Origin of the sequence: Klebsiella sp. 54 (assembly GCF_018223875.1) — a bacterium.
GTDB classification, from domain to species: Bacteria; Pseudomonadota; Gammaproteobacteria; order Enterobacterales; family Enterobacteriaceae; genus Klebsiella; species Klebsiella quasipneumoniae.
Map to the genome: position 1 here is coordinate 248,258 of NZ_JAGRRA010000002.1, position 14,106 is coordinate 262,363.

The window sequence follows — 14,106 nt, forward strand, 5'->3', positions numbered from 1 at the left end:
TGCCTGTTGCAATTGTTGCTGACAGCCAGTAAATTCTGGCGTTTTCGAGCGCGGGTAAGCCTGGTCAAAGGTTAAACAAATGTTTCTTTGGCCCCTTTTGCACGCCCGTGGGTAACACCGTTTCAATCAGGCATACACTTATGACCGCAACTGCACAGCAGCTTGAATATCTGAAGAACAGCATCCAGAGTATCGAGGATTATCCAAAACCGGGCATTCTTTTCCGCGATGTCACCAGTTTACTGGAAGACCCGAAAGCTTACGCGCTCAGCATTGAACTGCTGACCGAGCGCTACAAAGACGCGGGAATTACCAAAGTGGTAGGGACTGAGGCGCGTGGCTTCCTTTTCGGCGCACCGGTTGCGCTGGCGCTGGGCGTGGGCTTTGTTCCGGTACGCAAGCCGCGTAAGTTGCCGCGTGAAACCATCGCTGAGAGCTATGAGCTGGAGTACGGCACCGATCAGCTGGAGATCCACGTTGACGCCATCAAACCGGGCGACAAAGTGCTGGTGGTGGACGATCTGCTGGCGACCGGCGGAACCATCGACGCGACGGTCAAACTGATCCGCCGTCTCGGCGGCGAAGTGCAGGATGCCGCTTTCATTATCAATCTCTTCGATCTGGGCGGCGAACAGCGCCTGGAGAAGCTGGGGATCCACTGCTTCAGTCTGGTGCCGTTCCCGGGCCACTAAGCAAATCCCTCCACATAGCCTCGCCGATCGGGCGGGGCTGTGATAGCATGACCCCTTCGTGATTTCACCTTCCAGCGTTTCAGAGCCAGCCCATGAGTTATCAGGTCTTAGCCCGTAAATGGCGCCCACAAACCTTTGCTGACGTCGTCGGCCAGGAACATGTGCTGACCGCACTGGCGAACGGCTTGTCGTTAGGGCGCATTCATCACGCTTATCTCTTTTCCGGTACCCGCGGAGTCGGTAAGACCTCCATCGCCCGCCTGCTGGCGAAAGGGTTAAACTGTGAAACCGGCATCACCGCCACCCCCTGCGGCGTGTGCGATAACTGCCGGGAAATTGAACAGGGGCGCTTTGTCGATCTGATTGAGATTGACGCCGCCTCACGCACCAAAGTCGAAGATACCCGCGACCTGCTGGATAACGTCCAGTACGCGCCGGCCCGCGGCCGCTTTAAGGTCTATCTCATCGACGAAGTCCATATGCTGTCGCGCCACAGCTTCAACGCGTTATTAAAGACGCTGGAGGAGCCGCCGGCGCACGTCAAATTCCTGCTGGCGACGACGGATCCGCAGAAGCTGCCGGTGACGATCTTATCCCGCTGCCTGCAGTTCCACCTGAAGGCGCTGGACGTTGAACAGATCCGCCATCAGCTGGAGCATATTCTTGGCGAAGAGCAGATTGCCTTCGAGCCCCGCGCGCTGCAGCTGTTGTCGCGCGCCGCCGACGGCAGCCTGCGCGATGCCTTAAGCCTGACCGATCAGGCTATTGCCAGTGGAGAAGGGCAACTGACGGCGGCGTCGGTGAGCACCATGCTCGGCACCCTCGATGACGATCAGGCACTGTCGTTGATTGAAGCCCTGGTCGCCGCCGATGGCGAGCGAGTCATGGCGGGCGTCAATGACGCCGCCGCGCGCGGCGTTGAATGGGAGGCGCTGCTGGTGGAGATGCAGAGCCTGCTGCACCGCATCGCCATGGTTCAGCTGTCCCCTTCGGCGCTGGGCGCCGACATGGCCGCGGTCGAAGTGCGCATGCGCGAACTGGCGCGCACCGTACCGCCGGGCGACGTTCAGCTCTACTACCAGACGCTGCTGATTGGCCGCAAAGAGCTACCCTATGCCCCGGACCGGCGGATGGGCGTCGAAATGACGCTGCTGCGCGCCCTGGCGTTTCATCCGCGTAAGCCGCTGCCGGAGCCCGAGGTGCAGCCGGCGCAGGCCGCCGCGCCGCGCCAGCCGGTTTCCCCCGCAGCGCCGCCGCCACAGCCGCCGCAGAGTTTGCCGCCGACCACCAGCCAGGTGCTGGCGGCCCGCAGTCACCTGCAGCGCAGCCAGGGAGCAACCACCCCAAAAAAGAGTGAACCGGCAGCCGCTTCCCGCGCGCGGCCGGTGAATAACGCTGCGCTGGAGCGACTGAGTTCGATTACCGAGCGCGTCCAGGCTCGTCCGGCCGCGGCGGCGCTGGAGCAGGCCCCGGCGAAGAAAGAGGCTTATCGCTGGAAGGCGACGACGGTGGTTGAAGAGACCAAAGTCGAAGTCGCCACGCCTAAAGCGCTGAAAAAAGCGCTGGAGCATGAAAAAACGCCTGAGCTGGCGGCCAAGCTTGCCGTTGAAGCGGTCGAGCGCGACAGCTGGGCGGCAGAAGTGAGCCAGTTGGCAGTACCGAAGCTGGTCGAGCAGGTGGCGCTCAACGCGTGGAAAGAGCAGGAGGGCAATCGCGTCTGTCTGCATCTGCGCTCCAGCCAGCGCCACCTCAATTCCGCCGGCGCACAGCAAAAGCTGGCTGAAGCGCTGGGGGTGTTGTACGGTACGCCCGTTGAATTGACCATCGTGGAAGACGATAATCCCGCGATGCGCACGCCGCTGGAGTGGCGGCAGGCTATTTATGAAGAGAAGCTCGCGCAGGCGCGCGAAGCGATTATTGCGGATAATAACATTCAGACCCTGCGTCGTTTCTTTGACGCCGATCTGGATGAAGAGAGTATCCGCCCCATTTGACTGCAAGTTTGACTTGCAGTCAGTACCTTTAATGATGACTGACTGAGAGAGAAGCCTATGTTTGGTGGAAAAGGCGGCCTGGGTAACCTGATGAAGCAGGCCCAGCAGATGCAAGAAAAAATGCAGAAGATGCAGGAAGAGATCGCTCAGCTGGAAGTGACCGGCGAATCCGGCGCGGGTCTGGTGAAAGTGACCATTAACGGCGCGCACAACTGCCGCCGCGTGGAGATCGACCCAAGCCTGCTGGAAGATGACAAAGAGATGCTGGAAGATCTGGTGGCTGCCGCGTTCAACGACGCTGCGCGCCGTATCGAAGAGACCCAGAAAGAGAAGATGGCTTCCGTCTCTGCCGGTATGCAGCTGCCGCCAGGCTTCAAGATGCCGTTCTGATGCAAACCAGCCCGCTGTTAACTCAGCTTATGGAAGCACTGCGCTGTCTGCCGGGCGTCGGCCCGAAGTCGGCGCAGCGCATGGCGTTTACCCTGCTGCAGCGCGATCGCAGCGGCGGGATGCGTCTGGCGCAGGCGCTGACGCGCGCGATGTCGGAGATCGGCCACTGTGCCGATTGCCGCACCTTCACCGAGCAGGAGGTGTGCAATATCTGCAGCAACCCGCGTCGCCAGGAAAACGGCCAGATCTGCGTGGTGGAGAGTCCGGCGGACATCTACGCCATTGAGCAGACCGGGCAGTATTCCGGCCGCTACTTCGTGCTGATGGGGCACCTGTCGCCGCTCGACGGCATCGGGCCTGATGACATCGGGCTCGATCGCCTGGAGCAACGGCTGGAGGCGGAGTCGATCACCGAGGTGATCCTTGCCACCAACCCGACCGTTGAGGGCGAGGCGACAGCCAACTATATCGCGGAGCTGTGCGCGCAGTATGGCGTCGACGCCAGCCGAATCGCCCACGGCGTGCCGGTGGGCGGAGAGCTGGAGATGGTCGACGGCACCACGCTGTCCCACTCGCTGGCCGGTCGCCACAAGATTACTTTCTGAACAAATGGAGGCGGCTATCGCCGCCTCCGCTTGAAAAATTTCCCCGCTGTCCCCATCTCCCACTCAACGGTTTTTTACCCATTTAAAATGGCATTGTTGAGGTTGAATCAGATGAAAGGACAAGAAACTCGTGGTTTTCAGTCAGAAGTAAAACAGCTTCTGCACCTGATGATCCATTCCCTCTATTCCAACAAAGAAATCTTTCTGCGTGAGCTGATTTCCAACGCCTCTGATGCGGCCGATAAGCTGCGTTTCCGCGCGCTGTCGCAGCCGGATTTGTATGAGGGAGACGGCGAGCTGCGCGTGCGGGTTTCGTTTGATAAAGACAACCGTACCCTGACCATTGCCGATAACGGTATCGGTATGAACCGGGAAGAGGTTATCGACCATCTCGGCACCATCGCCAAATCCGGCACCAAAGCGTTCCTCGAATCGATGGGTTCCGACCAGGCAAAAGATAGCCAGCTGATTGGCCAGTTCGGTGTCGGCTTCTATTCGGCCTTCATCGTGGCGGATAAAGTGACCGTCCGTACCCGTGCGGCAGGCGATAAACCTGAGAACGGCGTGTTCTGGGAATCCGCCGGCGAAGGGGAATATACCGTGGCCGACATCACCAAAGCCGATCGCGGGACCGAAATCACCCTGCATCTGCGCGAAGGTGAGGACGATTTCCTCAACGACTGGCGCGTGCGCTCCATCATCAGCAAGTATTCCGACCATATCGCGCTGCCGGTTGAGATTGAGAAACGGGAAGAGAAAGACGGCGAAACCGTTATCAGTTGGGAAAAAATCAACAAGGCGCAGGCCCTGTGGACTCGCAGCAAGTCTGAAGTTAACGACGACGAATACAAAGAATTCTACAAGCACATTGCCCATGACTACAGCGACCCGCTGACCTGGAGCCACAACCGCGTGGAAGGTAAGCAGGAGTACACCAGCCTGCTGTATATCCCGTCGCAGGCGCCGTGGGATATGTGGAACCGCGATCATAAACACGGCCTGAAGCTGTACGTCCAGCGTGTGTTCATCATGGACGACGCCGAGCAGTTTATGCCGAACTACCTGCGCTTCGTACGCGGCCTGATAGACTCCAACGATCTGCCGCTGAACGTCTCCCGTGAAATTCTGCAGGACAGCAGCGTGACCCGCAACCTGCGCACCGCGCTGACCAAACGCGCGCTGCAGATGCTGGATAAGCTGGCGAAAGACGACGCCGAAAAATATCAGACCTTCTGGAAACAGTTCGGCCTGGTGCTGAAAGAGGGGCCGGCGGAAGATCCGAGCAACCAGGAGGCGATCGCCAAACTGCTGCGCTTCGCGACCACCCATACTGACTCCTCCGCGCAGACCGTGTCGCTGGAAGAGTACGTCTCGCGCATGAAAGAAGGTCAGGAGAAGATCTACTACATCACTGCCGACAGCTATGCGGCGGCGAAGAGCAGCCCGCACCTCGAGCTGCTGCGTAAGAAAGGGATCGAAGTGCTGCTGCTCTCCGATCGCATCGACGAGTGGATGATGAGCTACCTGACCGAGTTCGACGGTAAAGCGTTCCAGTCTGTCGCTAAAGCCGACGAGTCGCTGGACAAGCTGGCGGATGAAGTGGACGAGTCCACCAAAGAAGCCGAAAAAGCGCTGGAGCCGTTCGTTGAGCGTGTGAAAAACCTGCTTGGCGACCGGGTCAAAGAGGTGCGTCTGACCCATCGTCTGACCGATACCCCGGCGATTGTCACCACCGATGCCGACGAGATGAGCACCCAGATGGCGAAGCTTTTCGCGGCTGCGGGCCAGGCGGCGCCGGAAGTGAAATACATCTTCGAACTGAACCCGGCGCATCAGCTGGTGAAACGCGCAGCCGATACCCAGGATGACGCGCAGTTCGGCGAATGGGTGGAACTGCTGCTGGATCAGGCGCTGCTGGCCGAGCGCGGCACGCTGGAAGATCCGAACCAGTTTATCCGCCGTATGAACCAGCTGCTGGCTTCCTGACGCGAACCTGAACGAGTAGCCCGGCCGAGCGACGCGACGCCGGGAACGGGATAAATGCCCCGTCTGAGCGATTTGCTCAGACGGGGCATTTCACATTGGATTGCATAAAATATCTCACCATTAACCGTTTCAGCCGCACCGCCTTCCTTGAGCCATCGCCGTTCTGGTGGTATGGTTTAGCGTTTTTGAAAAATTGAATCGACTTTTGAGGGGATTTTCGTAATGCGTATTATTCTGCTTGGCGCTCCGGGCGCGGGTAAAGGAACTCAGGCTCAGTTCATCATGGAGAAATACGGTATTCCGCAAATCTCCACCGGCGATATGCTGCGCGCTGCGGTAAAATCCGGCTCTGAGCTCGGTAAGCAGGCGAAAGACATCATGGACGCCGGCAAGCTGGTGACCGATGAGCTGGTTATCGCGCTGGTTAAAGAGCGTATCGCCCAGGAAGATTGCCGTAACGGCTTCCTGCTGGACGGTTTCCCGCGCACTATTCCGCAGGCTGACGCCATGAAAGAAGCGGGCATTACCGTTGATTACGTGCTGGAATTCGACGTGCCGGACGAACTGATTGTCGACCGTATCGTTGGCCGTCGCGTTCACGCGGCATCCGGTCGCGTATACCACATCAAATTCAATCCGCCGAAGGTGGAAGGCAAAGACGACGTGACCGGCGAAGAGCTGACCACCCGTAAAGACGACCAGGAAGAGACCGTGCGTAAGCGTCTGGTGGAATATCATCAGATGACGGCGCCGCTGATCGGCTACTACACCAAAGAAGCGCAGGCGGGCAACACCAAATACGCCAAAGTCGACGGCACCAAAGCGGTGGCTGACGTGCGCGCCGAACTGGAAAAAATCCTCGGCTGATAAAGCCTTTTCTCATCCTGCTGCGGCAGGATGAGAACTCCTCTCATTCCTACCTTTTGCTATGATTGGTTCCGTTTAGCGCCATTTCAGCTACAATTGGCTGCGATTCAAATGGTTAAGAGGCGGTAATGCATCAGACGAAAACAGGTATCTTGCTGGCCAATTTAGGCACTCCCGATGCGCCCACCCCCGGTGCGGTGAAGCGTTATCTGCGACAATTCCTCAGCGACAAACGGGTGGTGGATACGTCTCGTCTGCTATGGTGGCCGCTGCTGCGCGGCGTCATACTGCCGATTCGCTCTCCCCGCGTGGCTAAACTCTATCAGTCCGTCTGGATGGAAGAGGGGTCGCCGCTGATGGTATACAGCCGTCGCCAGCAGCAGGCGCTGGCTGCCAGACTGCCGGATACCCCGGTGGCGCTGGGCATGAGCTATGGAACGCCGTCGCTGGCCAGCGCGGTGGATGATTTACTGGCGCAAGGGGTGGGGCACATCGTGGTGCTGCCGCTGTATCCGCAATATTCCTGCTCGACGGTGGCTGCCGTCTGGGATGAGCTGGCGCGGATCCTCGCGAAAAAACGCGCCATTCCCGGTATCTCGTTTATTCGCGATTACGCCGGGCACCCGGACTATATCCATGCTCTGGCGGCCAGCGTGCGCGCCTCGTTTGCCGTTCATGGGGAACCGGATCTGCTGCTGCTTTCCTATCATGGGATCCCGCAGCGCTATGCCAACCAGGGAGATGATTATCCTCAGCGCTGTCGTGATACCACGCGGGAACTGGTCTCCGCGCTGGGGCTGCCACCGGAGCGGGTGATGATGACCTTCCAGTCGCGCTTTGGCCGGGAACCCTGGCTGACGCCGTACACCGATGAGACGCTGAAGATGCTCGGCGAGAAAGGGACGAAGCATATTCAGGTGCTGTGCCCGGGCTTTGCCGCCGACTGTCTCGAAACGCTGGAAGAGATCGCCGTCCAGAACCGGGAAATCTTCCTCGAAGCGGGTGGCAAGCAATATGAATACATTCCGGCGCTTAACGCGGACGCCGCGCATATTGAGATGATGGTCAACCTGACGGCGCCTTATCGCTGATCGCGCGCAGGGCGGGGAATATGCTACTATTTCCCGCTTGTTCCCTGTTATTTAAGCGCCACTATGAAATTTCCCGGTAAACGCAAATCCAAACACTATTTTCCCGTTAACGCCCGCGACCCGCTGCTACAGCAAATTCAGCCGGAGAATGAATCCAGCGTCTCCTGGGTGGTGGGTATCGACCAGACGCTGGTGGATATCGAAGCGAAAGTGGATGAGGCGTTTATCGTGCGCTACGGCCTGAGCGCGGGCCACTCTCTGGTGATTGAAGATGATGTCGCCGAGGCGCTGTACCAGGAGCTGGTGCGCAATAATCTTATTACTCATCAGTTTGCCGGCGGCACGATCGGCAATACCATGCACAACTACTCGGTGCTGGCGGACGATCGCTCGGTGCTGCTTGGCGTCATGTGCAGTAATATCGAAATCGGCGGCTATGCCTATCGCTACCTGTGCAATACCTCCAGCCGTACCGATCTGAACTATCTGCAGGGCGTTGACGGCGCCATTGGCCGCTGCTTCACCCTGATCAGCGATAGCGGCGAGCGCACCTTCGCCATTAGCCCGGGTCATATGAACAAGCTGCGCCCGGAAAGCATTCCGGAAGCGGTGATCGCTGGCGCCTCGGCGCTGGTGCTGACCTCCTACCTGGTACGCTGCAAGCCGGGCGAGCCGATGCCGGACGCGACGATGAAAGCCATCGAGTATGCCAAAAAGCATGATGTGCCGGTGGTGTTAACTCTTGGTACCAAATACGTGATTGCCGATAACCCGGCGTGGTGGCAGCAGTTCCTGCAGGATCATGTCTCGATTCTGGCGATGAATGAAGAGGAAGGGGAAGCGCTGACCGGTTTTGCCGATCCGCTGTCGGCGGCGGACAAAGCGCTGGACTGGGTCGACCTGGTGCTGTGCACCGCCGGACCGGCGGGGCTATATATGGCGGGCTTCACCGAAGAAGAGGCGAAGCGTAAAACCCAGCATCCGCTGCTGCCGGGGGCGATCCCGGAATTTAACCAGTTTGAATTCAGTCGCGCGATGCGTCACCAGGACTGCGTCAATCCGCTGCGTATTTATTCGCACATCGCGCCGTATATGGGCGGCCCGGAGAAGATCATGAACACCAACGGCGCAGGCGACGGCGCGCTGGCGGCGCTGCTGCATGACATCACCGCCAATAACTACCATCGCAATAACGTACCCAACTCCAGCAAACACAAATGCAAATGGCTGACCTACTCCTCGCTGGCGCAGGTGTGTAAATATGCCAACCGCGTGAGCTATCAGGTGCTGAACCAGCACTCGCCGCGTTTAACCCGCGGCCTGCCGGAACGTGAGGACAGCCTGGAAGAGGCGTACTGGGATCGATAAGCGAGTCCCTCTCCCGACGGGAGAGGGCTGTACATCAGCCAGTGACCACTTCACCGGCGGGTGGCGTTTCCAGAAGCTGCAGCATGGCGCGGGCAATTTCCCGCTCGCCCATCACCACCTGATTGGCCCCACGGTCGATAATGTAATCCACTTCATCATCGTAATGGGCGCGGGCGATAATCTCGATATTCGGACATTTTTCCCGTGCGGAGGCGACAATCTCGCCGGCCTCATAGCCGTTGGGAATGGTCAGCAGCAGCCAGCGAGCGCAGTCGAGATGCGCCAGCTCCATGATCTCTTCATTGGCGGCATTGCCCAGCACCGCGCTGATCCCGCGCTCGCGTAGCTCATCCACGCGGGTGCGCGAGGTTTCAACCACCACCAGCGGGATCCCCTGGGCCATCAGCTTCTCGCCCAGCAGGCTGCCGACGCGGCCGAAGCCGACCAGCAGCGCGTGGTTGCAGATATCGACCGGCACCTGCTTCTCGTCTTCCAGCACCTCTTCCAGGGTCTGCTCGTCGAGGGTTTCGGTTTTATCGAGATATTTCTCCAGCAGGGTAAACAGCACCGGGTTGAGCATAATCGAGATGATCGCCCCGGCCAGCACCAGGTTTTGCCCGGCCTGCGGCAGCAGGTTAAGCGCCATCCCCAGGCCGGCGAGAATAAAGGCAAATTCACCAATCTGCGCCAGGCTGGCGGCAATCGTCAGTGCGGTACGCGGCGAGTGGCCAAACATACGCACGAGGAAAAAGGCGGCTGCGGATTTACCAAAGATAATGATCGCCAGCGTCGCCAGCACCGCCAGCGGCTGCTGGACCAGCACCATTGGGTCAAACAGCATGCCGACGGAGACAAAGAACAGCACCGCAAAGGCGTCGCGCAGCGGCAGGGTGTCATGGGCGGCGCGGTGGCTCAGCTCGGATTCATTAAGCACCATGCCGGCAAAGAAGGCGCCGAGGGCGAAGGAGACATCAAACAGCTCCACGGCGCCGAAGGCGATGCCCAGCGCCAGGGCCAGCACCGACAGGGTGAACAGCTCGCGCGAGCCGGTGGCCGCGCTGCGCGACATGATCCACGGCACCAGCCGACGGCCGACCAGCATCATGATGGCGATAAAGGCCACCACTTTGCCAATGGTGATCCCGAGGTCGAGGGCGAGGGAAGCGAAGCCGACGTTGCCTTTCTCCGCCATACCGGCCACTGCCGGCAGCAGGACCAGCGTCAGGACCATCACCAGGTCTTCCACAATCAGCCAGCCGATGGCGATCTGCCCGCGCTGACTGTCAATCAGCTGTCGTTCCTCCAGGGCGCGCAGCAGCACCACGGTACTGGCGGTAGAGAGACACAGGCCAAAGACGATGCCGGTCATCAGCGACCAGCCAAGGGCGGCGGAGAGCGCCATACCCAACAGCGTCGCCACAGCTATCTGGGCGATGGCCCCGGGAATGGCGATCGACTTTACCGCCATCAGATCCTTGAGGGAAAAATGCAGCCCGACGCCGAACATCAGCAGGATCACGCCGAGTTCCGCCAGTTCCGGAGCCAGTTTGGTGTCAGCAACAAAGCCAGGGGTGAAAGGTCCGGCCAGCACGCCCGCTAAGAGATATCCCACCAGAGGAGAAATACGTAGCTTATTGGCAATCATGCCGAGAATAAAGGCGAGCACGAGGCCGCCGACAATGGTGGTGATTAGCGGTGTTGCGTGGTGCATTCCGTCTCCTTTCCAGTGGTGAATCGGTCCATTTTGCTACCCTGTCCGCGTAATAGTTTATGACAAAAACGTTCACTTTGTTTATGAATAATTCTTGAATTGTGCAAAAAAATGCAATTAGGGGATGAAAAGGCACAGAAGGGAAAATCGAGGGAGGAATGCGCGCATCAGGCCGATGGTGCAAGGGGTAACGGCGGCCAACGTTACACTTTGGCCGCCGGATAATCAGGCTTTTTGCCGGTTATCAGGAAGAAATATCGTCAGGAATCCCAGCAGCGGCAGGAAGGCGCAGATTTTATACACCAGGTCGATACTGGTATGGTCCGCCAGCAGGCCCAGCACCGCGGCGCCAAGGCCGCCCATGCCAAAGGCGAAGCCGAAAAACAGACCAGAAACCATACCGATACGTCCCGGCAGCAGCTCCTGGGCATAGACCAGGATAGCGGAGAAGGCCGAGGCGAGGATAAAACCAATGATCACCGTTAAAATCCCGGTCCATTCAAGGCTGGCGTAGGGTAAAACAAGGGTGAAGGGCGCCACACCGAGGATAGAGCCCCAAATAACATATTTTCGCCCAATCTTATCGCCAACGGGCCCGCCAATCACCGTCCCGGCGGCCACCGCGAACAGGAAGGCAAACAGATGCAGCTGGGCATTTTGCACCGATAAGCCGAACTTATGCATCAGATAAAACGTGTAATAGCTGCTGATGCTCGCCATATAGAAATATTTCGAGAAAATCAGCATCAGCAGAATACCTACCGCCAGAATCACCTTATTGCGCGGCAGCGGATTGACGATCGCCGGCTTCGGTTTGCCCTTATTCATCCGGTGCTGTGCGGCGTACCAGCGGCTGATTTGCGACAGCACGACGATAGCCAGCAGGGCGGCCAGTACGAACCAGGCGACGTTGCCTTTACCATACGGGGCGATGATCACCGCCGCCAGCAGTGGACCAAGCGAACTGCCGAAGTTGCCGCCGACCTGGAACAGCGACTGGGCCAGGCCGTGACGGCCGCCGGAGGCCATCCGCGCCACGCGGGACGATTCCGGATGGAAAACCGAGGAGCCGGTACCCACCAGCGCGGCGGCCAGCAGCACCATACCGAAGCTACCGGCCAGCGCCAGGAGGATCAAACCGCAGAGGGTAAAGCACATGCCCACCGGCAGCGACCACGGCATCGATCGTTTATCGGTAATATAGCCAATCACCGGCTGGAACAGCGATGAGGTGAGCTGGAAGGTGAGGGTGATCATCCCGATCTGCACAAAGGTAAGGGAGAACTCGGCCTGCAGCAGCGGGTAGATCGCGAGAATGAGCGACTGGATCATATCGTTAAGCAAATGGGACAGGCTGATCGCGCCTAAGATGCCAAACGAGGTGCGCGCTTTTTGCGGCGGCGCAGCGGGGCCGGACACGGGTTGAGCGGTCTGATTGATTGCCATAGGTTCACGTCACTTTTTTATATAGCTTTCGTTATTTGTACGCCATGCGACTGCCCTGATTTTCCCGGCTACTGCATGGGAAATATGACGAACGGGCTAACGCACTGCCATACAACGCGAAGGCGTATAGAGGATGCAGGTGGAATTATTATCCAACTAACATACCTGCTGATAAGGTTTGAAGGAAGTCGCAATTCTGAAAACATATTTGTCAATGCGGCTAACTCGCTATACTTTCGGCACTTGGGATTAAGTCAGGGAGTGAAGCATGCATTGTTTAAAACACAGCGTGGCGCTGGCGTTATTCGCCGCGTTATCGCTGGGCAGCCTGTCCGCGCAGGCCTATGAGCAGGATAAAACCTATAAAATTACCATCCTGCACACCAACGATCACCACGGCCATTTCTGGCGCAATGACTACGGCGAATATGGCCTGGCGGCGCAGAAAACGTTGGTGGACGGTATTCGTAAAGAGGTGGCGGCTGAAGGCGGTAGCGTTCTGCTGCTGTCCGGCGGGGATATCAATACCGGGGTGCCGGAGTCTGATTTACAGGATGCAGAGCCCGATTTTCGCGGCATGAACCTGATCGGCTACGACGCGATGGCGGTGGGGAACCACGAGTTTGATAATCCGCTGAGCGTGCTGCGCCAGCAGGAAAAGTGGGCGAAGTTCCCGTTCCTGTCGGCCAATATTTATCAGAAAAGCACCGGCGAACGGCTGTTCAAACCCTGGGCGCTGTTTAAGCGCGGCGGGTTAAAAATCGCGGTGATTGGCTTAACCACTGACGATACGGCCAAGATTGGCAATCCAGAATATTTCACCGATATCGAATTCCGCAAACCGGCGGAAGAGGCGAAGCTGGTGATCCAGGAGCTGCAGCAGAATGAAAAGCCGGACGTGATCCTGGCCACCACCCATATGGGCCACTATGACAACGGCAACCACGGCTCTAACGCGCCGGGGGATGTCGAGATGGCGCGGAGTTTACCCGCGGGCTCGCTGGCGATGATCGTCGGCGGTCACTCGCAGGATCCGGTGTGCATGGCGTCGGAAAATAAAAAGCAGGTCGACTATGTGCCAGGGACGCCGTGCGCCCCGGATCGTCAGAACGGCATCTGGATCGTCCAGGCGCATGAGTGGGGCAAATACGTCGGCCGCGCCGATTTTGAGTTCCGCAACGGCGAGATGAAGCTGGTGCACTATCAGCTGATCCCGGTCAACCTGAAGAAAAAAGTGACTTACGATAACGGCCAAAGCGAGCGGGTGCTGTATACGCCGCAGATCGCGGAGAACCCGCAGATGATGTCGCTGCTGACGCCGTTCCAGAACAAAGGTAAGGCGCAACTGCAGGTCAAGATCGGCAGCGTGAATGGTCATCTGGAGGGCGATCGCAGTAAAGTGCGTTTCGTGCAGACCAATATGGGCCACCTGCTGCTGGCGGCGCAGATGGCGCGCAGTAATGCGGATTTCGCGGTGATGAGCGGCGGCGGGATCCGCGACTCCATTGAGGCGGGCGATATCACCTACAAGGATGTGATGAAGGTCCAGCCGTTTGGCAATGTGCTGACCTATGTCGATATGAGCGGCAAGGAGGTGGTGGATTACCTGACCGCCGTCGCGCAGATGAAGCCGGATTCCGGCGCCTATCCGCAGTTTGCCAACGTCAGCTTTGTGGCCAAAGACGGCAAGTTGAACGATCTGAAAATCAAAGGCGAACCGGTGGATCCGTCGAAGACCTATCGGATGGCGACGCTGAGCTTTAACGCCACCGGCGGCGATGGTTACCCGAACATCGCCGATAAACCCGGGTATGTGAATACCGGCTTTATCGATGCCGAAGTGCTAAAAGAGTATATCGAGAAGAACTCGCCGCTGGATGCCGCCGCCTATGAGCCGAAAGGCGAGGTGAGCTGGCAGTAAGCCTGGGTTTCGGGTGAGCTATTTCCACGGTGGCG

11 protein-coding genes and 1 other annotated feature are annotated in these 14,106 nt (G+C 58.5%); of the genes, 9 read left to right on the forward strand and 2 right to left on the reverse strand.

Going from position 1 to position 14,106, the window contains the following annotated elements:
- The first annotated feature begins 140 nt into the window (after positions 1-140).
- The 8 genes from apt to KHQ24_RS02935 all read left to right on the forward strand — a co-directional run bounded on the left by apt (position 141) and on the right by KHQ24_RS02935 (position 8,993).
- Positions 141-692, forward strand: a complete 552-nt coding sequence (apt, locus tag KHQ24_RS02900) for an adenine phosphoribosyltransferase (protein WP_004204738.1) — start codon at positions 141-143, stop codon at positions 690-692.
- A 92-nt stretch (positions 693-784) separates the two neighbouring features.
- Entirely contained in the window at positions 785-2,686 is a 1,902-nt protein-coding gene (dnaX, locus tag KHQ24_RS02905) for a DNA polymerase III subunit gamma/tau (protein ID WP_094311734.1), read from the forward strand.
- Positions 2,019-2,083: a sequence feature (DnaX frameshifting element), on the forward strand. Its footprint overlaps the gene before it by 65 nt.
- A gap of 57 nt (positions 2,687-2,743) precedes the next feature.
- Positions 2,744-3,076: a YbaB/EbfC family nucleoid-associated protein gene (locus KHQ24_RS02910; RefSeq protein WP_002892173.1), complete on the forward strand. Its 333-nt coding sequence runs from the start codon at positions 2,744-2,746 to the stop codon at positions 3,074-3,076.
- A complete protein-coding gene (gene recR, locus KHQ24_RS02915) occupies positions 3,076-3,681 on the forward strand; it encodes a recombination mediator RecR (protein ID WP_002892177.1) in 606 nt (201 codons plus the stop codon). Before KHQ24_RS02910 ends, recR begins: the two co-directional genes overlap by 1 nt.
- Before the next feature lie 111 nt (positions 3,682-3,792).
- Positions 3,793-5,667 (forward strand): molecular chaperone HtpG, encoded by a 1,875-nt coding sequence (gene htpG, locus KHQ24_RS02920; RefSeq protein WP_004177228.1) that lies wholly within the window; start codon positions 3,793-3,795, stop codon positions 5,665-5,667.
- Between the two features lie 222 nt (positions 5,668-5,889).
- Positions 5,890-6,534: an adenylate kinase gene (adk, locus tag KHQ24_RS02925; protein WP_002892184.1), complete on the forward strand. Its 645-nt coding sequence runs from the start codon at positions 5,890-5,892 to the stop codon at positions 6,532-6,534.
- A 128-nt stretch (positions 6,535-6,662) separates the two neighbouring features.
- Positions 6,663-7,625 carry a ferrochelatase gene (gene hemH, locus KHQ24_RS02930; RefSeq protein ID WP_017898889.1) on the forward strand — a complete coding sequence of 321 codons (963 nt, stop codon included), beginning with the start codon at positions 6,663-6,665 and terminating at the stop codon, positions 7,623-7,625.
- 63 nt (positions 7,626-7,688) lie between these two features.
- Entirely contained in the window at positions 7,689-8,993 is a 1,305-nt protein-coding gene (locus KHQ24_RS02935; protein WP_032455647.1) for an inosine/guanosine kinase, read from the forward strand.
- Positions 8,994-9,027: 34 nt separating this feature from the next.
- Here KHQ24_RS02935 and ybaL read toward each other — a convergent pair whose 3' ends face one another.
- Positions 9,028-10,704 carry a YbaL family putative K(+) efflux transporter gene (gene ybaL / locus KHQ24_RS02940; protein WP_004204732.1) on the reverse strand — a complete coding sequence of 559 codons (1,677 nt, stop codon included), beginning with the start codon at positions 10,702-10,704 and terminating at the stop codon, positions 9,028-9,030.
- 225 nt (positions 10,705-10,929) lie between these two features.
- Positions 10,930-12,150 (reverse strand): MFS transporter, encoded by a 1,221-nt coding sequence (locus KHQ24_RS02945; RefSeq protein WP_004204731.1) that lies wholly within the window; start codon positions 12,148-12,150, stop codon positions 10,930-10,932.
- 268 nt (positions 12,151-12,418) lie between these two features.
- Here KHQ24_RS02945 and ushA point away from each other — a divergent pair, with 268 nt between their 5' ends.
- On the forward strand, positions 12,419-14,071 hold the full coding sequence (ushA, locus tag KHQ24_RS02950; protein WP_004204729.1) for a bifunctional UDP-sugar hydrolase/5'-nucleotidase UshA: 1,653 nt from the start codon (positions 12,419-12,421) through the stop codon (positions 14,069-14,071).
- Positions 14,072-14,106 lie beyond the last annotated feature (35 nt).